At 57.6% G+C, this 20,350-nt stretch carries 17 protein-coding genes and 1 pseudogene; 14 read left to right on the top strand and 4 right to left on the bottom strand.

Annotation, left to right across the window (positions count from 1 at the left end):
- The first annotated feature begins 49 nt into the window (after positions 1-49).
- Positions 50-1,111 (top strand): YncE family protein, encoded by a 1,062-nt coding sequence (locus U9O48_RS11940; protein ID WP_324722557.1) that lies wholly within the window; start codon positions 50-52, stop codon positions 1,109-1,111.
- A gap of 112 nt (positions 1,112-1,223) precedes the next feature.
- Here the strand turns inward: U9O48_RS11940 and ansP are convergent, their stop codons facing one another.
- Entirely contained in the window at positions 1,224-2,717 is a 1,494-nt protein-coding gene (gene ansP, locus U9O48_RS11935; RefSeq protein ID WP_285148877.1) for an L-asparagine permease, read from the bottom strand.
- A gap of 429 nt (positions 2,718-3,146) precedes the next feature.
- Between ansP and U9O48_RS11930 the strand changes: the two genes are divergently transcribed.
- Positions 3,147-4,130 (top strand): aldo/keto reductase, encoded by a 984-nt coding sequence (locus U9O48_RS11930; protein ID WP_324722556.1) that lies wholly within the window; start codon positions 3,147-3,149, stop codon positions 4,128-4,130.
- A 1-nt stretch (position 4,131) separates the two neighbouring features.
- Here U9O48_RS11930 and U9O48_RS11925 read toward each other — a convergent pair whose 3' ends face one another.
- The gene (locus tag U9O48_RS11925) at positions 4,132-5,022 is read right to left on the bottom strand and encodes a LysR family transcriptional regulator (RefSeq protein WP_324722555.1); all 891 of its coding nucleotides are present in this window, start codon (positions 5,020-5,022) and stop codon (positions 4,132-4,134) included.
- A 111-nt stretch (positions 5,023-5,133) separates the two neighbouring features.
- On the opposite strand from U9O48_RS11925, the gene U9O48_RS11920 reads away from it, so the two are divergent.
- Positions 5,134-5,532: a cupin domain-containing protein gene (locus tag U9O48_RS11920; protein WP_324722554.1), complete on the top strand. Its 399-nt coding sequence runs from the start codon at positions 5,134-5,136 to the stop codon at positions 5,530-5,532.
- Here the strand turns inward: U9O48_RS11920 and U9O48_RS11915 are convergent.
- Positions 5,529-7,064, bottom strand: coding sequence for a methyl-accepting chemotaxis protein (locus tag U9O48_RS11915; protein ID WP_324722553.1), 1,536 nt, complete (start codon positions 7,062-7,064; stop codon positions 5,529-5,531). The genes U9O48_RS11920 and U9O48_RS11915 overlap by 4 nt on opposite strands.
- Before the next feature lie 1,107 nt (positions 7,065-8,171).
- Between U9O48_RS11915 and U9O48_RS11910 the strand changes: the two genes are divergently transcribed.
- The 10 genes and pseudogenes from U9O48_RS11910 to U9O48_RS11865 all read left to right on the top strand — a co-directional run bounded on the left by U9O48_RS11910 (position 8,172) and on the right by U9O48_RS11865 (position 17,667).
- Positions 8,172-9,173 carry an LLM class flavin-dependent oxidoreductase gene (locus U9O48_RS11910; protein WP_324722552.1) on the top strand — a complete coding sequence of 334 codons (1,002 nt, stop codon included), beginning with the start codon at positions 8,172-8,174 and terminating at the stop codon, positions 9,171-9,173.
- A complete protein-coding gene (locus tag U9O48_RS11905) occupies positions 9,170-10,291 on the top strand; it encodes a M20 peptidase aminoacylase family protein (protein ID WP_285148870.1) in 1,122 nt (373 codons plus the stop codon). The genes U9O48_RS11910 and U9O48_RS11905 overlap by 4 nt, the downstream gene beginning before the upstream one ends.
- A 16-nt stretch (positions 10,292-10,307) precedes the next feature.
- A pseudogene (locus U9O48_RS11900) lies at positions 10,308-12,570 on the top strand (NtaA/DmoA family FMN-dependent monooxygenase).
- Between the two features lie 9 nt (positions 12,571-12,579).
- Positions 12,580-13,089 (top strand): GNAT family N-acetyltransferase, encoded by a 510-nt coding sequence (locus U9O48_RS11895; protein WP_282492958.1) that lies wholly within the window; start codon positions 12,580-12,582, stop codon positions 13,087-13,089.
- 9 nt (positions 13,090-13,098) lie between these two features.
- Positions 13,099-14,022, top strand: a complete 924-nt coding sequence (locus U9O48_RS11890; protein WP_282492959.1) for an amino acid ABC transporter permease — start codon at positions 13,099-13,101, stop codon at positions 14,020-14,022.
- The gene (locus tag U9O48_RS11885) at positions 14,006-14,779 is read left to right on the top strand and encodes an amino acid ABC transporter ATP-binding protein (RefSeq protein ID WP_324722551.1); all 774 of its coding nucleotides are present in this window, start codon (positions 14,006-14,008) and stop codon (positions 14,777-14,779) included. Before U9O48_RS11890 ends, U9O48_RS11885 begins: the two co-directional genes overlap by 17 nt.
- Before the next feature lie 9 nt (positions 14,780-14,788).
- Positions 14,789-15,676, top strand: a complete 888-nt coding sequence (locus U9O48_RS11880) for a transporter substrate-binding domain-containing protein (RefSeq protein WP_324722550.1) — start codon at positions 14,789-14,791, stop codon at positions 15,674-15,676.
- Between the two features lie 37 nt (positions 15,677-15,713).
- Positions 15,714-16,331: a glutathione S-transferase family protein gene (locus U9O48_RS11875; protein WP_324722549.1), complete on the top strand. Its 618-nt coding sequence runs from the start codon at positions 15,714-15,716 to the stop codon at positions 16,329-16,331.
- Between the two features lie 35 nt (positions 16,332-16,366).
- Positions 16,367-16,597, top strand: a complete 231-nt coding sequence (gene pptA, locus U9O48_RS11870) for a tautomerase PptA (RefSeq protein ID WP_324722548.1) — start codon at positions 16,367-16,369, stop codon at positions 16,595-16,597.
- A 194-nt stretch (positions 16,598-16,791) separates the two neighbouring features.
- Positions 16,792-17,667: an MBL fold metallo-hydrolase gene (locus tag U9O48_RS11865; RefSeq protein ID WP_324722547.1), complete on the top strand. Its 876-nt coding sequence runs from the start codon at positions 16,792-16,794 to the stop codon at positions 17,665-17,667.
- 101 nt (positions 17,668-17,768) lie between these two features.
- Here the strand turns inward: U9O48_RS11865 and U9O48_RS11860 are convergent, their stop codons facing one another.
- Positions 17,769-18,068, bottom strand: a complete 300-nt coding sequence (locus U9O48_RS11860; RefSeq protein ID WP_103945957.1) for an ArsR/SmtB family transcription factor — start codon at positions 18,066-18,068, stop codon at positions 17,769-17,771.
- Positions 18,069-18,228: 160 nt separating this feature from the next.
- Here U9O48_RS11860 and fusA point away from each other — a divergent pair, with 160 nt between their 5' ends.
- The gene (fusA, locus tag U9O48_RS11855; protein WP_324722546.1) at positions 18,229-20,331 is read left to right on the top strand and encodes an elongation factor G; all 2,103 of its coding nucleotides are present in this window, start codon (positions 18,229-18,231) and stop codon (positions 20,329-20,331) included.
- The last annotated feature ends 19 nt before the right edge of the window (positions 20,332-20,350 follow it).

Raw genomic sequence — 20,350 nt, 5'->3', positions numbered from 1 at the left:
TCAGGGAAGCAATGTCGGCATTACACATTTTTTATCAAAGGGAGTCGTCATGTCATTACGTCATCTGTGCTCGCCGCGTCTGCGTGGTTCTTTACTGCTGGGTTCACTGCTGGTAGCGGGTTCGTTTAATGTTCATGCTGCAGAAGAGATGCTGCGAAAAGCGGTCGGTAAAGGCGCTTACGAAATGGCTGTCAGCCAGCAGGAAAATGCCCTGTGGGTGGCCACCACGCAAAGCCGTAAAACGGATAAAGGTGGCGTGGTTTACCGTCTTGATCCCGTCACGCTGGAAGTGACGCAGGCCATTCATAACGATTTAAAACCGTTCGGCGCGACCATCAACAGCGCCACTCAGACCCTGTGGTTTGGTAACACCACCAACAGCTCCGTGACCGCCATCGACGCCAAAAACGGCGACGTAAAAGGGCGCCTGGTGCTGGACGATCGCAAACGCAGTGACACCGTGAAGCCGCTGCAGCCGCGCGAACTGGTGGCCGATGACACCACCAACACGGTGTATATCACCGGGATCGGCAAAGAGAGCGTGATCTGGGTGGTAGACGGCGAAACGCTGAAACTGAAAGAGACCATCGCTAACACCGGCGCGTTCAGCACCGGTCTGGCGCTGGATGCCGCGGCAAAACGTCTGTACAGCACCAACGCCGACGGCGAGCTGATCACCATCGATACGGCCACCCACAAAGTGCTGAGCCGCAAAAAAGTGCAGGACGACGGGAAAGAGCATTTCTACCTGAACCTGAGCCTGGACACCAAAGGGCAGCGCGCGTTCCTGACCGATTCCAAACAGCCGGAAGTGCTGGTGGTGAATCTGAAAGACGGGAGCGTGATCGAGAAAATCGCGGCACCTGAGTCCCTGGCGGTACTGTTTAACCCGACGCGCAACGAAGCGTATGTGACGCACCGCGAAGCGGGTAAAGTCAGCGTGATCGACGCGAAAACCTACAAAGTGACCAAAACCATTGATACGCCAACCTTCCCGAATAGCCTGGCGCTGTCCGCCGACGGTAAAACCCTGTACGTGACGGTGAAACAGAAATCCACCCGCCAGCAGGAAGCAACCCAGCCCGACGACGTGATTCGTATCGCGTTGTAACAGGGTATTGTCGTTGTAGGCCCGTGCAAGCGTAGCGCCGCCGGGCAAAAAAAAGGAAGGCATATGCCTTCCTTTTTTATTGTTGTCGGGTGGCGGCTTCGCCTTACCCGACCTACAAGACCTGAGCGGGCTTGTGAGTTTCTTGCGGTTGTTCTTCCGCCAGCACCGGCGCGGTACTGTGGATCTCGTTCACGCGTTTACGCACACCAAACCAGCCAATAATGAGCAGGATAGCCAGCAGCGGGATCGTGGCGATGGTGTAGGTGCCGTTCGGATAGTCAAACGCCATCAGCACCAGCACGCTGAACAGGAACAGCAGAGTCAGCCACGAGGTCACCGGTGCGCCCGGCATTTTAAAGCTTACGTCCGCCGCTTTGCCTTCTTTGATCGCTTTACGCAGGCGCATCTGGCACACCACGATAAACGCCCAGGAGGCGATAATGCCGATGGCCGCTACGTTCAGGACGATCTCAAACACCTGAGATGGCACCAGATAGTTCAGGAACACGCCAAAGACGTACACCACCAGCGTCGCGAGAATGCCCGCGTACGGCACCTGCTGTTTGCTCATTTTTGACATGAACTTCGGCGCGGAACCGCCCATCGACATGGAGCGCAGAATACGCCCCGTCGAGTACAGACCCGAGTTCAGGCTGGAGAGCGCCGCGGTCAGTACCACGATGTTCATGATGCTGCCCACGTAAGGCACGCCCAGCTTCGAGAAGAAGGTCACGAACGGGCTCTGACCCGCCTGATAGGCGTTCCACGGCAGGAGCAGAACCAGCAGCACCACGGAGCCGACGTAGAACAGACCGATACGCCAGATCACGCTATTGATCGCTTTTGGCACCATGGTCTGCGGATCTTTACATTCGCCCGCCGCCGTACCGACCAGCTCGATCGAGGCGAAGGCAAACACCACGCCCTGAACCAGCACCAGGGCAGGCAGCAGGCCGTGCGGGAAGAAACCGCCGTTATCGGTAATCAGGTGGAAGCCGGTGGCGCCGCCGTCGAGCGGTTTACCGCTGCCGAGGAACACGGTACCCACCACCAGGAAGATCACAATCGCCAGCACTTTGACCAGCGCAAACCAGAACTCCATCTCGGCGAACCACTTCACGCCGATCATGTTCATGGTGCCAACTATCGCCAGCGCGCCAAGGGCAAACACCCACTGCGGGACATCGCCGAACGCGCCCCAGTAGTGCATATACAGCGCAACGGCGGTGATATCGACTATCCCGGTCATCGCCCAGTTCACGAAGTACATCCAGCCCGCCACGTAGGCGGCTTTTTCACCGAGAAACTCACGGGCATAAGAGACAAAGCTGCCGCTGGAAGGGCGGTGCAAGACTAGCTCGCCGAGGGCACGCAGAATAAAGAAGGAGAAAATCCCGCACACCAGATAGACCAGTGCGAGAGCCGGGCCAGCCATTTGCAGACGTGCGCCTGCACCCAAAAACAGCCCCGTACCGATGGCGCCACCGATGGCGATCATCTGTACCTGACGGTTACCCATCGCCTTGTGATAGCCCTCTTCGTGAGAGTTCAACCAGCGACGTTTCGCAGCGTGATGATCGGCTGCGTTTTTATTGCTTGTTTTCATTGAGATACCTGTTTACCTGTCTGAATCATCTTAGGGATGCCCGTACATGGCCGTCAGCAGACCAATCGATTGCTTCTGCGCAGCCAGATGCCGCCTTTCCAGTCATTCTGCGTATGGATAAGGCAAAACATGGCGAAGCATCCTACCCGCAATCCATAAGCGACGCAAAATATAACCGGCCTGAAAGTGATACGGATCGAATGAATGCGTGTGGTCAGAGCAGACGGGGGTGACAACGTGCTGAATGGTGAACAGTTTCCAGGCAAAACATCCGATTCACTGCTGCTTTAATCATCAGTTGTGCTTAATAGTTGCTCAATGGTATTGATGAACTGAATTCATAAGCACAAGCTTTAGTGCGCTGTAGTCCTCATGAGCCGTTCCCTCTACAGTAAAAGCGTTCACTACGAAAACGCATGAGGTCTACAGATGCAACAGCGACAACTCGGACAAAATGGTTTAACAGTTTCGGCCCTGGGGCTGGGATGTATGGGCTTAAGTTTCGGCTACGGCCCGGCGACGGACAAGACGCAGGCGATTAACCTTATCCGCGCGGCGGTGGATCGCGGCGTGACCTTTTTCGATACCGCCGAAATCTACGGCCCGTACACCAACGAAGAGGTGGTGGGCGAAGCGCTGGCACCGCTGCGTGACAAAGTGGTGATTGCGACCAAATTCGGTTTTGACTGCGCTCAGCCGGGCCAGGTACTCAACAGCCGCCCTGAACATATTCGTGCGGCGATTGAAGGCTCGCTGAAACGCCTGAAAACGGATGTGATTGACCTCTATTATCAGCACCGCGTCGATCCGGATGTTCCGGTGGAAGACGTCGCCGGGACCATTGCCGATCTGATTGCCGAGGGGAAAGTGAAGCACTTTGGTCTGTCGGAAGCGGGCGTCGAGACCATCCGTCGTGCCCATGCGGTGTGCCCGGTGACTGCGCTGCAAAGCGAATATTCCCTGTGGTGGCGCGAGCCGGAGCAGGCGATCTTACCCCTGCTTGAGGAGCTAAACATCGGTTTTGTGCCGTTCAGCCCGCTGGGGAAAGGTTTCCTGACCGGGGCGATCAACGCCCAGACCACCTTTGACAGCAGCGATTTCCGCAATGTCGTACCGCGCTTTAGCGAAGCCTCGCGGCAGGCCAATCAACAGCTGGTGGACGTGGTGCAACGTCTGGCTGCCGAGCAGGGCGTGACGGCGGCGCAAATCGCGCTGGGGTGGCTGCTGGCGAAAGCGCCGTGGATTGTACCGATTCCGGGCACCACCAAACTGCATCGTCTGGAGGAGAATCTGGGTAGCGCAAACGTGACGTTGTCACCGGAAGCGCTGGCGCGCATTATTCAGGCGCTGGCCAGCATTGACGTAGTAGGAGAGCGCTACCCGCAGCATCTGCAGGCGCGCGTCGGGAAGTAATTTATTTCTGGCGCAGGGCGTCAACCAGCAGGGAAAACGCGGTGGTGTGCTGACGACGGCTCGGATAATAAAGGTGGTAGCCGTCGAAATAAGGGCTCCAGTCCTGCAATACCGGGATTAACCGCCCTTCAGCGATCGCGTCCTGCACCGTATCTTCCGGGACATACGCCAGCCCCAGACCTGCCACGGCGGCATCAATGCGCTGCGGCAGGTTGTTTAACGTCAGCTGACCGTCCACCCGGACCCGCAGTTCCCGCCCGTCCTTTTCAAACTCCCAGGCATACAGCCCGCCGAGCGTCGGCAGGCGCATATTGATGCAGCGGTGATTCGCCAGCTGTTCGGGCGTGTCCGGCACGCCGAAACGCGAGAAATAGTCCGCCGATCCCACCACCACCATGCGCATATCCGGCGCGATACGCACCGCAATCATGTCTTTGGCGATCTGCTCGCCCAGCCGCACGCCCGCATCGAACCGGCCATCGACGATATCCGTCAGGCCGTTGTCCACGGTGACTTCAACGTGAATGTCGGGGTATTGCGCCATAAAGGGTTTCAGCACCGGCCACAGCACCGCCGCCATGGCGTGCTCCCCGGCGGTGATACGAATATTCCCGGCGGGTTTGTCGCGCATATCGCGCAGGGCGGTGAGCTCCTGTTCGATCTCCAGCAGATGCGGGCTTAGGCGCATAAAGAGCTGCTCGCCCGCCTCGGTCGGAGCCACGCTGCGGGTGGTTCGGGTGAGCAACCGCATATCCAGACGCGCTTCGAGATTGCGCATCGCGTGACTTAGCGCCGACTGCGACACGCCCAGCTGCGCGGCGGCACGGGTAAAGCTGCGCTCGCGGGCCACCACCATAAACGACAGCAGATCGTTAAAATTGTCTTTCAGCACGATGGAACTCCCTATATATGAATCTGGCTCATGGTTCCTTTCTGATTATGCAGTCTAATGCTGTGTCCGGGATTGCGCTACTGTTAACGCATCAGTAAAACAGGAGGCAGCATGAAAATTATCCGAAGTGGTTCGTTACCCTCAGTGCGTGGTCCGGAGGCGTGGTTTAGCGGAACGGTGCGCATTGACGCGCCGTTTCAGGCAACAGAACCGGCGTCCGTGGGCGGCGCAACGGTGACCTTTGAACCCGGCGCGCGCACCGCATGGCACACCCATCCGCTGGGGCAGACTCTGATTGTGACGCAGGGACGCGGCTGGCTGCAGGAGTGGGGCCAGGAGGCACAAGCGCTGAATCAGGGCGATATCGCCTGGATACCGCCCGGCGTGAAACACTGGCACGGAGCCAGTTCACAGACCGCGATGACACACATTGCTATCGCCGAATCCGTGAACGGTAGCCCGGTGGAGTGGCTGGAAAAGGTCAGTGACGAGGAGTATCAGGGGCGTTAACCGCCGAATACGGCAATCGCCTGCTGTAGCCTTGTGGTGCGCTCCGTCAGGTGATTCGCGGCACCGGTGACGTTATCGACCATCCCCGTATTGTTGTGGGTCATCACGCCGATGCGGGAGATGGACTCGTTGATCAGCGTCAGGGCCAGGGTCTGTTCCTGAGTCGCATGGCCGATCTCTTTGATTAGCGACGTCACCTGCAAGACGTTGCCAATCATCGCCGTGAGATGGGTTTCGGTCTGCTCGACCATCGCCACACCGGCGTTGACGCTGGCGACGTTCTTCTCGATTAACGTTTTGATCTCTTTCGCCGCCGACGCCGAATGCTGGGCCAGATTGCGCACTTCCGCTGCCACGACCGCAAACCCGCGGCCCGCTTCGCCCGCGCGCGCCGCTTCCACGGCGGCGTTGAGCGCCAGAATATTGGTCTGGAAGGCGATACGGTCGATCACGCCGATGATATCCACGATCTGGCTGTTATCTTTCGACACCGACTGCATCATGCCGATGGTCTGCTTCATCGCCGTTTCACCGCTGTGGGCGCTGCTGCTGGTGCGGTCCGCCATATGAATCGCTTCCCCTGCGGTTTGCGCCGTTTGCTGTACGGCACTGGCGATCTCCTCCACGGCGGCAGCGGTCTGCTGCAGATCGTCGGCGGTCTCTTCGGAGCGCGCCTGTAACGCCGCACCTTCTTTCGCCACCTGCTGGCTGATGGTGCTGATCCCGGCAATTTGTGTTCCCACATCATCCACCAGAGAATTTAAATTCAGCCCCGACTGATTCACCAGGCGCATCATCATGCCCACTTCATCGACGCGATCGAAATGGAAATAAGCGGGTTTTCTTCCGGAAACGACATGCTGCATCTGATGGACAATCTTTTTCAGTGGGCGACAAATCTGGGCATTAAGATAAAACCCAAACCCAATAAAGAGGGCAAGCAGCGCGCTGATTTGCTGAGCGCCTTGCGGTAATAAAAATGTAATAACAAAGACCAGCAGGGCGGTGATCGCTATTGCGTAATTGACTCTTTTTGCGGTGCTGATTTTTTTAAACAGTGAAAGAAAAGAAAATAAACCCCGACGGACCAGTAACCCTTTATAAAAACGATGACGGGTGACCTGGTTATTTCTGACCCGCTGATAGAGATTTTCACTGGCTTCTATCTCGTCGCGCGGCGGAATATTGCGCACGGAAATATAGCCGGTCAGGGTGTCGTTTTGATACACCGGGGTGACGTTAGCGCGAACCCAGTAGTGATCGCCGTTACCACGACGGTTCTTGACAAGCCCAGTCCAGCTCTGGCCCTGCTGTAAAGTGAACCACATATCGGCAAAAGCTTCGGGCGGCATATCCGGGTGACGAATGACGTTGTGCGGTTCGCCAATAAGATGTTCTTCTTTATAGCCACTGGCTTCGATAAACGCCGAGTTGGCATAGGTAATATGACTTTGCGTGTTGGTGGTCGACATCAGCGTCGACCCTTCGTTAAGTAAAAACTCGCTTTGTGTAACAGGAGTGTTATTTCTCATGAAAAACTCCATGGTGATGTCAAAAAAAACAGAGAAGCCGCCCGAAAAATATTCAGGCAAGACAAAAGTTATTGTTGTGTTTATTACGGCCTGCGCATTCTTCCACAAAACAGGGTGAACAAGAAAGCACCTAAATTAAATATTTTTTATCTATTAAACTTTGCTTATGTAATGAAATTGAAAACAACTAGAGTCTTTATTTTTAATGGCGAATTTAATTTTTCCCTTAAGTTAAATATTAAGTGAAATATGAATATGACAGGGGCGCTGGGGAGCTGAAATGTCGTTCCATTAACAGGAATGGAACGCGGTGCATACCCTATGCAGATTCAGAGGAATCGTTCCGTTCACTTCCAATTCTCTGCTTCCGGTCCATCTCTCTGCGGTGAACGTGCCAGGGTGGCTCAATCGCCACCACCCTGGCAACCCCGGCTCCCGGCCAGGAAAATCGCCGCTTCGCGGTGCCCTCAGCTTATTCCTTCAGGCTTTCGGGTCGGGTGCGATCCTGCATCCATGCAGGTCGCCCCCTCTCCGCGCATCCCTGCGCGTCGCCCCGGCCTTACGGAAACGCTTCGGCGATTTTCAGCCGGACTCACGCTCCCTCCAGCTATACAGCTGTCTGAATGTTGCACCGGTGTGGGTCCCCGCAGAAATCGGCGAACCGAAGGCCGGATGACAAGGTCTGGGCGCCAGGGATGGCGACCAGAGGCGAAACGAGACAGGACAAAATTGCCGGGAGCAATTTTGAACAGCGCTTGCGCTGGCCCCGTAGGGGCGAGTCCCATGGATGGGACGAGTAATACGAGTTGAGCCGACCGCAGGCAGATGGCCGGGAGGTGAGCGCAGTGCGAAGCACCGATTTCATGGCGGGGCGCGGGGATTGATAAGGGGGCCGCGCAGCCCCCTTATCACGTTCACAGGTTGTGAAGCGATTATATTCTGCTGAACATAAGGTGAACGGAAAAACCTCCGACGCTCAACATATCCCCCTAAACAAAAAGACCACCCATTTCTGATTTCCGGCAAACCAAATGTAAATTAATTGTTTCTCAGAGGTGAAATCCCCCTTTAATAATGACGACATGTTAAGTCAAACGAGAACACAACATGTCCTGGCGAATCAGCATTCTGGATAAAAGCCCCGTCGCGATGAACGAAACGGCAGCCGATGCGCTGGCGCGCACCTTAAGTCTGGCAAAACAGGCCGAAGCGCTGGGTTTTCACCGCTTCTGGATTGCCGAGCACCACAATACCGCTCAGCTGGCCAGCCCGTCTCCTGAGCTGCTTATTGCCTGGATTCTGGGACAGACAAAGCACATCCGCGTCGGCTCCGGCGGCGTGATGCTCCAGCATTACAGCCCCTATAAAGTGGCGGAAAATTTCAATGTGCTGGCATCACTTGCCCCAGGCCGCGTCGATCTCGGCGTCGGCAAAGCGCCCGGTGGCTTGCCGCTCTCCACCCGCGCCCTACAGGTGGGTTTGCATCAGGATGAGAAGGGCGATTTTGCCGATCAGCTGACGCAGCTGAATCACTGGCTCACCCCGTCGGCGGATGAGCAGGACGACAGCGTCAAAGCCACGCCGCTCCCGTCTGCGCCAGCGGAGAAATTCCTGCTGGGTGCCAGCGTGGAAAGCGCGCTGCTCGCCGCAAAACTCGGCTGGAACTTTGTCTTTGCCGCGCACCTCAACGGGGATGTGAATCTTCTGCGCGAGGTGCTGGAAACCTGGCGCGCCCACAGTGCGCTGAGTGTGACCGTGGCGGTGCAGGCGATCGTCGCACCGACCCAGGCGCAGGCCGATGCGCTGGCAGAAAAAGTGGAAGTGTGGGGCGTGGAGCTGGCGAACGGCCAGCGGGTGACCGTCGCCAGCGAAGAGCAGGCCTACGCCTTCGCGCGTCAGGCGGGAAGCGAACCGTTGCGTATCGCCCGTCGCGCCCAGTCGCTGATCAAAGGCACGGCGGAATCGGTACTCGACGAGCTGGAAACCCTGCATCAGACCTGGGGCATCGACGAATTTATTATCGATACGCCCGTGGCGGACGGCCTCGCCCGCACGCAATCCCTGCGCCTGCTGGCGCAGGCGAAATCCGCCGGGGAGGTGCTGGCATGAGCCTCGGACAACAGCTGATTGACTGGCGACGTGAACTGCATCGCCATCCTGAACTGTCAGGACAGGAAGTCGAAACCACCGCCCGTCTGCGCCAGTGGCTGTCGGACGCCGGGATCACCGTCCTGCCATACGATCTTCACACCGGCATTGTGGCAGAGATCGGCAAAGGGCAGAAACAAATTGCCCTGCGCGCGGATATTGATGCGCTGCCAATCGAAGAGCGCAGCGGCGTGGAATTCAGCTCGCAAAATCCGGGGGTGATGCACGCCTGCGGCCACGATATTCATACCAGCGTCATTCTCGGTGCAGCGTTGCAGCTCAAGGCTCGCGAAGCTTCGCTGCCCGGTCGCGTGCGTATTCTGTTCCAGCCCGCTGAAGAGAATTTCGGCGGTGCGAAAAGCCTGGTCCGCGCCGGTGCGTTGCAGGATGTGAGCGCTATTTTTGGGATGCATAACGAGCCGGGCCTTCCCGTTGGCGCGTTTGCCACGCGTGGCGGGCCGTTTTATGCCAACGTCGACAGGTTTGTGATCCGCGTGACGGGCAAAGGCGCCCACGCCGCTCGTCCGCATGAAGGGTCAGACGCGATCCTGCTCGCCAGCCAGCTGGTTACCGGCCTGCAAAGTGTCGCCAGCCGGAACGTCAACACGCTGGATTCCGTGGTGCTGAGCGTGACGCGCATCGAGGGCGGCAATACCTGGAACGTACTGCCGGAAAGCGTCGAGCTGGAAGGGACGCTGCGCACCCATCGCATCGAAGTGCAGCAGAACGTCAAAGCCCGCGTCGGCGAGATCGCCGCCGGGTTTGCCAGCGCTTTCAACGCTCAGATTGATATCACCTGGTACGCCGGACCGACGGCGCTGGTCAATGACGAGCGCTGGGCCGATTTTGCCACTTCGGTCGCGCGTGAAACCGGCTATGAAACCCAGCACGCGGAGCTGCATATGGGCGGCGAAGATTTTGCCGTCTATCTCCAGCATATTCCTGGCGCGTTCGTCAGTATCGGGAGTAACAGTCCTTTCGGTCTGCATCATCCGGGCTTTAATCCGGACGAGGCATTGATCGAACCCGCCGCGCACTATTTCTCGCAGCTTGCAGAAAAAGCACTCCATCAAATTTAACCAGTAAGAGGTGAATATGTCTGCAACACGACAATTGCGTCTGGGGACGATATTGCATGGCGCATCCGGAAATATGTCCGCCTGGCGTCATCCGGCGGCTATCGCTGATGCGAGTATTAATTTTGATTTCGTCAAAGAGACGGCGTTAAAAGCAGAAGAGGGCAAGCTCGACTTTTTATTCGTCGCTGACGGCCTTTATATTAACGAGAAATCGATCCCGCATTTTCTCAATCGCTTTGAGCCGCTGACCGTCTTATCGGCGCTGGCGAGTCTGACCTCTCGACTCGGCCTGGTCGGCACGCTGTCGACCTCTTACAGCGAACCTTTCACCGTTGCGCGCCAGTTTGCCAGTCTCGATCATCTGAGCAACGGCCGTGCCGGATGGAACGTGGTGACCTCGCCGCTGGAAGGTTCGGCGAAGAACTTCTCTCGCGAGAAACACCCGGAACACGCCCTGCGCTATCGCATCGCCGACGAATATCTCGACGTGGTGAAAGGGCTGTGGGACTCCTGGGAAGAGGACGCTTTTGTGCGTAACAAACAGAGCGGACAATTCTTTAATCCAGAGAAATTACACACTCTGGATCATCACGGTGATTTCTTCCAGGTCGCCGGGCCGCTGAATATTGGTCGTACCCCGCAGGGGCGTCCGATTGTATTTCAGGCGGGCGCATCGGATGACGGTAAAAAACTGGCGGCGAAACATGCGGACGCCATTTTCACCCATCACGACACATTAGAAGAAGCTCAAGCCTTTTACCGTGACGTGAAATCTCAGCTGGAATTAAACGGACGCCGCGCTGACGAGTTGCATATTTTCCAGGGCGTCAGCGTGATTGTCGGAAAAGATGCGGCGGACGTTGAGGAACAATATCAAACCACCGCCGCGCTGGTGTCGATTACCGATGCGCTGAATTATCTCGGGCGCTATTTCGAGCATCACGATTTTAGCCAGTATCCCCTCGACGAAGCGTTCCCGGATATCGGCGATCTCGGGCAGAACAGTTTCCGCAGCACCACCGATGAGATCAAACGCAACGCCCGAGAACGAAACCTGACTCTGCGCCAGGTGGCGCTGGAAGCGGCTTCTCCGCGCCCGCGCTTTTCCGGTACGCCGGAAGAGGTGGCCGATGGCCTGCAACAGTGGTTTGACGCCCATGCCGCCGACGGTTTCATCATTCAGGGCGGCACGCCGGATACCTTCCCGCGCTTTGTCGACAGCGTCGTTCCCGTTTTACAGGCGCGCGGCCTGTTCCGCACGGAATACCCCGGCACCACGCTTCGCGAAAGTCTGGGCTTAGACCTGCCAAAAAACCAGTTCACACAACAATAAGAGAAAATACGCTATGCAGAAATCATCGCTCGTTCTGGCGCTCGCGCTGGCCTTTACCCCTGCCGTCTGGGCAGAGAATGTGAACATTAACGGCACCGGTGTGAGCATCGAGGCCAATAAAACCCCGGTGAATACCGCTAAAAACGGCGATGCCGTTGCGCAGTTGCCGAAGGATTATCGCTTTGCGGTGCCGGGGAAATTCACCGTTGCCGTGGCGGGACTAAACCAGCCGCCGCTGACTGTTTTCTCCGATGACAATAAAACCCTGCTCGGCAGCGAAGTGGACGTCGCGCGTCTGGTGGCGGATAGCCTCGGGCTGGAGCTGAACGTGGTTCCTACCTCCTGGGAAGACTGGCCGCTCGGCGTGGCTTCCGGAAAATATGACGCGGCGATCAGCAACATCACCGTGACCAAAGAGCGTAAAGAGAAGTTCGATTTTGCCACCTACCGCAAAGATTCCCTCGGCTTCTACGTCAAATCGACCAGCCCGATAAAATCGCTTGAGAAGGCGGAAGACATCGCCGGGCTGAAGATTATAGTCGGGTCGGGCACCAATCAGGAAGCGATCCTGCTGGCGTGGAACGCCGAAAACCTCAAGAAAGGCCTCAAGCCATTCACGCCGGTCTACACCAAAGACGACGCGGCGCAGACTCTGGCGCTCCAGTCGGGGCGCGCCGATGCCTACTTTGGGCCAAACGTGATTGGCGCGTGGAAAGCGGCGCTGACGGGCAAAACCAAACTGGTGGGCAGCGTGGACGGCGGCTGGCCGAAAGCGGCGCACATCGCCGTGACGCTGAAAAAAGGCTCCGGGCTGGTTGAACCGGTCCAGACCGCGCTCAACGGGGTGATCAAAAACGGCGATTACGACAAAGTGCTGAACCGCTGGGGCGAAGGCGTCGAGCGTATCCCAAGTTCAGAAGTGAACCCGGCCGGACTCGGCGACTAAGGAGGCCTCATGAGCGATCTTTTTCGCGACGTTTCGCCGGAAGACGCCGATCTTCAGCCCATCATTGATGGGCTGTTCGGAGAGTACGCGGCGCGTTATGGCGATTACTTTTCCAAAGACGCCGAAATCGAACTGACCGAGTGGTATCTCGCACCGCAGGGGCTGTTTATCGTCCTGGAGCGCGACGGCGAGATCATCGCCACCGGCGCCTACAAACCCTTTGACGAACAGACGGCGGAAATCAAACGCATCTGGACCAATAAAACCCTGCGCCAGCAGGGGCTGGCCGCGCGCGTGGTGCAGGAGCTGGAGCGCCGGGCGGTGCTGGCGGGTTACAGCGGCATTTATCTCACCACCGGTTTTCGTCAGCCGGAGGCGGTGAAGTTGTATCTGAGCCAGGGCTACGCGCCGCAGTTCGATCTCGACCGCGACCCGGAAGAGTACAGCCAGCCGCCGTTTGACGGGCGTCTGCGCTTCACCAAAACGCTGGTACGCGAAGCGTTCAGTAAATCCGCATGAGGAACGACGATGAACAACAACGTTGAAACCATCAAAGTGGTCCCGGCGCGCTACCCGTGGCGCACCGTCGGGGCGATTGCCGCGCTGTTTGTGCTGGCCGTCGTCGTTCAGTCGGTGGCCTTTAATCCGCGCTGGGAGTGGGGCGTGTTTGCGCGCTGGTTCTTTGATCCGGTGATTCTGGAAGGGGTCGGGCAAACTCTGCTCCTGACCCTGATCGGCACGGCCCTGAGCGTGGTGCTGGGCGGGATGTTAGCCCTGGCGAGGCTGTCCTCGTCGTGGCTGTTGAGCAGCCTGGCGTTTGGCTACATCTGGCTGTTCCGCTCGCTGCCGCTGATCGTGGTGTTGATCATCCTCTATAACTTTTCATATCTCTACGACACGCTCTCACTCGGCGTGCCGTTCACCAGCATCACCTGGGGTAAATTTGAGACCATCAACGTGCTGGGGCAATTTTCCACCGCCGTGGTTGGCCTGACCCTGGTGCAGAGCGCCTACACCGCCGAGATCATCCGCGGCGGCTTCTTAGGTGTCGATCACGGGCAGTACGAAGCGGCTGCTGCGCTGGGTTTACCTGCCTGGCGTCGCACGCTGCGCATTATCCTGCCGCAGGCGCTGCGCACCATTTTACCGTCCGGGTTTAATGAGATTATCAGCCTCGCGAAAGGCACTGCGATGGTGTACGTCCTCGCGATGCCGGAGCTGTTCTACACCATTCAGATGATCTACAACCGCACCCAGGAAGTGATCCCGTTATTGATGGTCGGTGCGGCCTGGTATCTGGTCATTACCACCGTCTTATCCGCGATTCAGCATGTGGTAGAGCGCGGTTTGGCTCGCAGCGAACGCCGCTCGGCGGTGAATCAGTCCCGCGCCAGCGCACGCACCCGTTCCGTTACCCCAGCACAGGAGCCAATCCATGCCAGCCTCTCCTGAAGGACATATTTCAATCACCGGTGTCAGTAAGTTCTTTGGCCGCCACAAGGCGCTGGATAACGTGTCGCTGGAAATCCCGCCCGGTTCGGTGACGGTGATCCTTGGGCCCTCCGGTTCCGGTAAATCGACGCTGCTGCGCACCATTAACCATCTGGAGCGCGTCGACGAAGGGTTTATTCAGATCGACGGGGATTACATCGGCTATCGCCGCCAGGGCGACAAGCTGTATGAGCTGAAAGAGAAAGAGATCCTCAAACAGCGCGTTAACGTCGGATACGTGTTCCAGAACTTCAACCTGTTCCCGCATCTCACGGTGCTGGAGAACCTGATCGAGGCCCCGATTGCGCACAAACAATTAAGCCGCAAAGAGGCGGTCGAGCGGGCTTTCGGCCTGCTGGATGTGGTCGGTTTGCGCGAGAAAGCCGACGCCTGGTCGCGCCATCTGTCCGGCGGGCAGCAGCAGCGCATCGCCATCGCCCGTGCGCTGGCCCTGCGACCGCGCGTGATGCTGTTTGATGAACCGACGTCGGCGCTCGACCCGGAGCTGGTAGGCGAGGTGCTCGACGTGATCAAAAAGCTCGCCCGATCCGGCACTACGCTGGTGGTGGTGACGCACGAGATCGGATTTGCCCGCGAAGTGGCGGATCAGGTGGTGTTTATGGTCGACGGCAAAATCGTCGAGCAGGGCAGCAGCGACGAGGTGTTAAACCGTCCATCCCATGCGCGAACGCGCCAGTTCCTGTCGAAAGTGCTGTAAGGAGAGGGTATGAAATACGGATTTCTGGCGCTGCTGGGCGTCGTATCAGTGAGCCAGGCGAGTATTGATTTAAAAGCGAACGAGCAGCCGCTGCCTGTCGCGGTCGATCAGGCGGCGATCGCCAGGATCCCGCAGGGGTATAAGTTTGTTGAGCCGGGCACATTGACGGTGGCGATTTCCGCCCTGAACTCTCCGCCGCTGGCGTTGCTCGCCAGCGATAACCGCACCCGCATTGGCAGCGACCCGGATATCGCCCGGCTGCTGGCGGGGAGTCTCGGGTTAAAACTCAAACTGGTGCCGACGGCGTGGGAGGACTGGCCTCTTGGGATCAGCTCCGGGCGTTACGACGTGGCGCTGGTGAATATCGCCGTGACCGAGCAGCGCAAAGAGAAGTTTGATTTCGCCACCTATCGCGTCGATTCCCTGGCCTTTTCGGTGAAATCCACCAGCGACGTGCAGTCGATCAAAACCGCCGAAGATCTGGCGGGTAAAAAAGTGATCGTCGGCTCCGGGACTAATCAGGAGCGCATCCTGCTCGGCTGGAACGAGGAGAACAAACAGGCCGGGCGCGAGCCTGCGCTGCCGGTGTATCTGACGGATGACGCCTCGGGGAATTTGTATATCCAGTCCGGGCGGGCGGACGTGTTCTTCGGCCCGCAGTCGGTTTCGGCTTATAAAGCGGCGCTGACGGGGAAAACCCGCGTGGTGGGCCTGGGGCCGAAAAAGGCCTACGTCGCCACGACGACGAAAAAGGGCAACGAGCTGGTGTATGCCCTGCAGGCCGCGCTCGACGGGGCGATTCAGCGCGGGGAGTATCAGCAGGTGCTGGCGCGCTGGGGCGAGCAGGGTGAGGGCGTGGCGCAGTCCGAGGTCAATCCGCCGGGCATCACCTACTGATGTTCTACACTTAGAATTTGTTCTGAGTGGGGGCAGTATGATCAATGTGTACGGCGTACCCGGCTGGGGATCGGCCATCAGCGAAGTGATGCTCACCTTGGCCGATATTCCCTATCGGTACATCAATGTGGAGGGGTTTGACTCGCCCGGTCCGCAGCGTGTTCTGCTGGAGAAGCTTAATCCTCTGTGTCAGGTTCCGACGCTGGAGCTGGAAAACGGCGCGGTGATGAGCGAAACGGCGGCCATCGGGCTGATGATTCTCGATCGTTGCCTGGATCTCGCGCCACCGGTGGGCCATCCGGACCGGGCGCAGTTCCAACGCCTGCTGATCTGGCTGGTCGCCAATGTCTATCCTACCTTCACTTACGCCGACTACCCGGAACGCTGGACGCCCGACGCGCCGGACCAGCTGCGGGAAAACTGCATGGCGTATCGCAAATCACTCTATCTGTGGCTGGATAACCATCTTAAAGCCGCGCCCTGGGCGTTCGGCGAGCAGCTTACGCTGATTGACGTCTACATCGCGGTGATGCGCACCTGGGGCCCGCGCCATGAATGGTTTGCCGCCAACACGCCGCATATTACCGCTATCGCCGATTCCGTCTGTCAGCTGCCAGAACTGCACAAGGTGTTAAAGGCGAACGACATTATCTGATATGTTGAAAAGCTCATCACAACAGGAGCCTGCACATGCCACACGTCGATATCAAATGTTTTCCCCGCGACCTGAACGAAGAACAAAAAACCGCCCTGGCAGCGGACATCGCCGAAGTGATAATTCGTCATTTCAACAGCAAAGACGCTTCCGTTTCCGTTGCCCTGAACCAGGTGCAACAGGAAGACTGGAAAGCGCAGGTTTGGGATACGGAGATCGGCCCGAAACTGGATAAGCTGATTAAGAAGCCTGGCTATTCGATGTAAGATTTTTGCCGGGTGGCGCCGATGCTTACCCGGCCTACAAAATCATCGGACCCGTAGGCCGGGTAAGGCGCAGCCGCCACCCGGCAAGGTATTCAGATCTGCGCGGCTCGATAATAGCCTGAAACACATTTGCCACTTTTTATCGCTTCGTCAGAGGGTTATGCTGATCTGATTCACATTTTCGAGGTCACAACATGACGTTACTGCAGACATTTCAGGCACCCATGGTTAACCGTATAAAAATTGGCAATATGCTGGTGACTATGCTCAGCGATGGGTATCTGGATGCTTCATTTGAACTTCTGTCGGGAATCGATGGTTCCAGAGCCGAAGCACTCCTTCAACAGCGTGGCGTCTCTACATTGCCGCGCATGAATATCAACGTGTACGTTATTCAGACCGGTAATCAAACGATCCTCGTGGACAGCGGCGCCGGGAATTTTAAAGGCTGGGGCGGACGTTTGCCGGTCGCGCTGGCGGCGGCAGGGATTGATCCTCTGCAAATAGACACCATCCTGCTCACCCACGCGCACCCCGATCATATTGGTGGGATTGCGGGCCCGTTAAATACGCCACTCTTTCGCCATGTTGAAAGGGTGTATATCCACGAGAAAGAGCTGGCCTTCTGGCGCAATCAAACGGTCCAGGCGAGTGCCCCTGGCGCGTTTAATCCTTCCTTCGTGCTTGCCCAGAATGCGCTTGCTGCTTACGAGCAGAAACTGGTGCCGTTCTCTCAGGAGGATATTGTGACGGGGATTCAGGCAGTTCCGTTACCCGGACACACCCCAGGCCATACCGGGTATCTGGTCGGTAGCGGTCAGGAGTCATTATTAATCTGGGGCGATATTGTGCATTTCCCACATATCCAGGTTGAGCATCCAGAAGTGACCATTGCGTTTGATACCGATCCAGCCACCGCTGCAGCCACTCGTAAACGCCTGCTGGAAAGGATTGTCACCGATAATATAAGCGTAACGGGCATGCATTTTAATTCACCGGTTACAGGTAGCGTGAAAAGAGATGATGCACATTTCACGCTGCAATATGACGGGTGGTCTCCAGAAGTTTGAAATGGCAATTAAAGCCGGGTGGCGCTGACGCTTACCCGGCCTACAAATTCATCGGATCCGTAGGCCGGGTAAGGCGCAGCCGCCACCCGGCATAAAAACGGCTACATCACCCGCAACAACGTATCTAACAGCCCCGGAAAACGGGCGTCCAGGTCTTCTCTTCGCAACGAAATCATATTCTCGCGTCCCTGCGGGCGCTGCCAGATCACGCCGCTGTCACGCAGGACGCGCCAGTGGTGGGTCATTGTCGATTTGGCTATTTCTTCCGGACGCAGGGCGTTGCAGCTCAGTTCGCTGCCGTCGGCGAGCAGGCGGAGGATCTCCAGTCGCAGCGGGTTGCCGAGGGCTAACAGCACATTTTCCAGCGTGATTTGTTCAGGTTCGGGGTGGTTGGCGATCATAGACTTCCTGGGTTAGCGGGAAGGTGAGCTATCTTAATGATAGGCCCATCCTTAAAAAAATAGTTCGTATATACTCGTACAATAGGACTATTATAGCAGACGAACACACAGACGACCATTCCGGTCGTTCTACTCAAGTCAAACTGACTAAGGATTTATCATGCCCCGACCCGTCCCCCTCGAACGTTATCGCAACATCGGTATCTCCGCGCATATCGATGCCGGTAAAACGACCACCACCGAGCGCATTCTGTTTTACACCGGAATGAGCCACAAACTGGGTGAAGTCCACGATGGCGCGGCAACAACTGACTGGATGGCGCAGGAGCAAGAGCGCGGAATCACGATTACGTCCGCCGCCGTGAGCGCTTTCTGGCCTGGCATGGATCGTAATTTTGAACCGCACCGGATCAACATTATCGACACCCCAGGGCACGTGGATTTCACCATCGAAGTGGAACGATCCATGCGCGTCCTTGACGGCGCGGTGATGGTCTATGACTCCGTCGGCGGCGTGCAGCCGCAGTCGGAAACCGTCTGGCGGCAGGCGAATAAATATCACGTCCCGCGCCTGGCGTTCGTCAACAAAATGGACCGCCCGGGAGCCGATTTCTTCCGCGTGGTACAGATGATGATTGACCGCCTGAAGGCCAATCCGGTGCCGATTGTCATTCCTGTCGGCGCAGAAGAGCACTTCACCGGCGTGGTCGATCTCATTAAAATGCGCGCCATTTTGTGGGACGACGCGACGCAGGGCATGACCTTTAGCTACGGTCCTGTGCCGGACGATCTGCTGAGCACCGCGAAGATCTGGCGGGAAAAAATGGTCTCCGCCGCGGCGGAAGCCACGGACGCGCTGATGGATAAATACCTGGAAACGGGCGATCTGGACGAAGCCGAAATCATCGACGGGCTGCGCCAGCGCACCATCAAAGGCGAGATCCAACCGATGCTGTGCGGGAGTGCCTTTAAAAACAAAGGCGTGCAGCGCATGCTCGACGCGGTTGTCGAACTGATGCCGTCGCCCCTCGACGTTCCGGCCATTGATGGCGTGGACGAAAAAGGGCAACACGCCGAGCGCCATCCGAGCGATGACGAACCCTTCTCGGCGCTGGCGTTCAAGCTGATGACCGACCCGTACGTTGGCCAGCTGACCTTTATCCGCGTCTATTCCGGCGTGCTGAGAAAAGGCGATGCGGTCTACAACCCGGTGAAAGGCAAGAAAGAGCGTATCGGACGTATCGTGCAGATGCATGCCAACGACCGTCATGAAGTCGATGAACTGCGCGCGGGGGATATCGCCGCCTGCGTCGGGCTGAAAGATGTCACGACGGGTGACACCCTGAGCGATCCGGATCACCTGATCACGCTTGAGCGCATGGAGTTCCCGGACCCGGTCATTTCCCTGGCGATTGAGCCGAAAACCAAGGCCGATCAGGAGAAAATGGGGATCGCGCTGCAGCGTCTGGCGGCAGAAGATCCGTCGTTCCGCCTGCACACGGACGAGGAGTCAGGCCAGACGATCATCTCCGGGATGGGCGAGCTGCATCTGGAAATTATCGTCGACCGCATGAAGCGCGAGTTTGGCGTCGAAGCGAACATTGGCCGCCCGCAGGTGACCTATCGCGAGACGCTACGCAAAGCGGTGAAAGAGATCGAAGGTAAATTTGTGCGCCAGTCCGGCGGGAAAGGGCAGTACGGGCATGTGGTTCTGAGCCTCGAACCCCTGGAGCCTGGCAGCGGCTTTAAATTTGAAGATGCCACCAAAGGCGGCGTGGTGCCGCGCGAGTATATTCCGTCTGTGGAAAAAGGCCTGCGCGAAGCCATGAACAGCGGCGTGCTGGCGGGTTATCCGGTGGTGGACGTGAAAGCGACCCTGACGTTTGGTTCGTATCACGACGTCGACTCCTCGGAAATGGCCTTCCGCATGGCGGCGATCTTCGGCTTTAAAGACGGCGCGCGCAAAGCGGATCCGGCGATTCTGGAACCGGTGATGCACGTCGAGGTGGAAACGCCGGAAGAGTACGCCGGGAACATTATGGGCGATCTCTCTTCTCGCCGCGGAATGGTGCAGGGCATGGAAGAGCGGTTCGGCAGCCAGATTATTCGCGCTGACGTCCCGCTGGCTGAGATGTTTGGTTATGCGACCACATTGCGATCCATGTCGCAGGGCCGGGCAACCTACAGCATGGAGTTCCACCATTACGCCGAAGCGCCGCGCAACGTGGCGGACGACATTATTGCCAGCCGCGCGAAAGGGTAGTTGTTATCTCAGCGCCGGA

Origin of the sequence: Lelliottia sp. JS-SCA-14 (genome assembly GCF_035593345.1) — a bacterium.
Classification (GTDB): Bacteria; Pseudomonadota; Gammaproteobacteria; order Enterobacterales; family Enterobacteriaceae; genus Enterobacter; species Enterobacter wanjuensis.
This window is presented reverse-complemented; position numbering and strand designations above follow the sequence as displayed.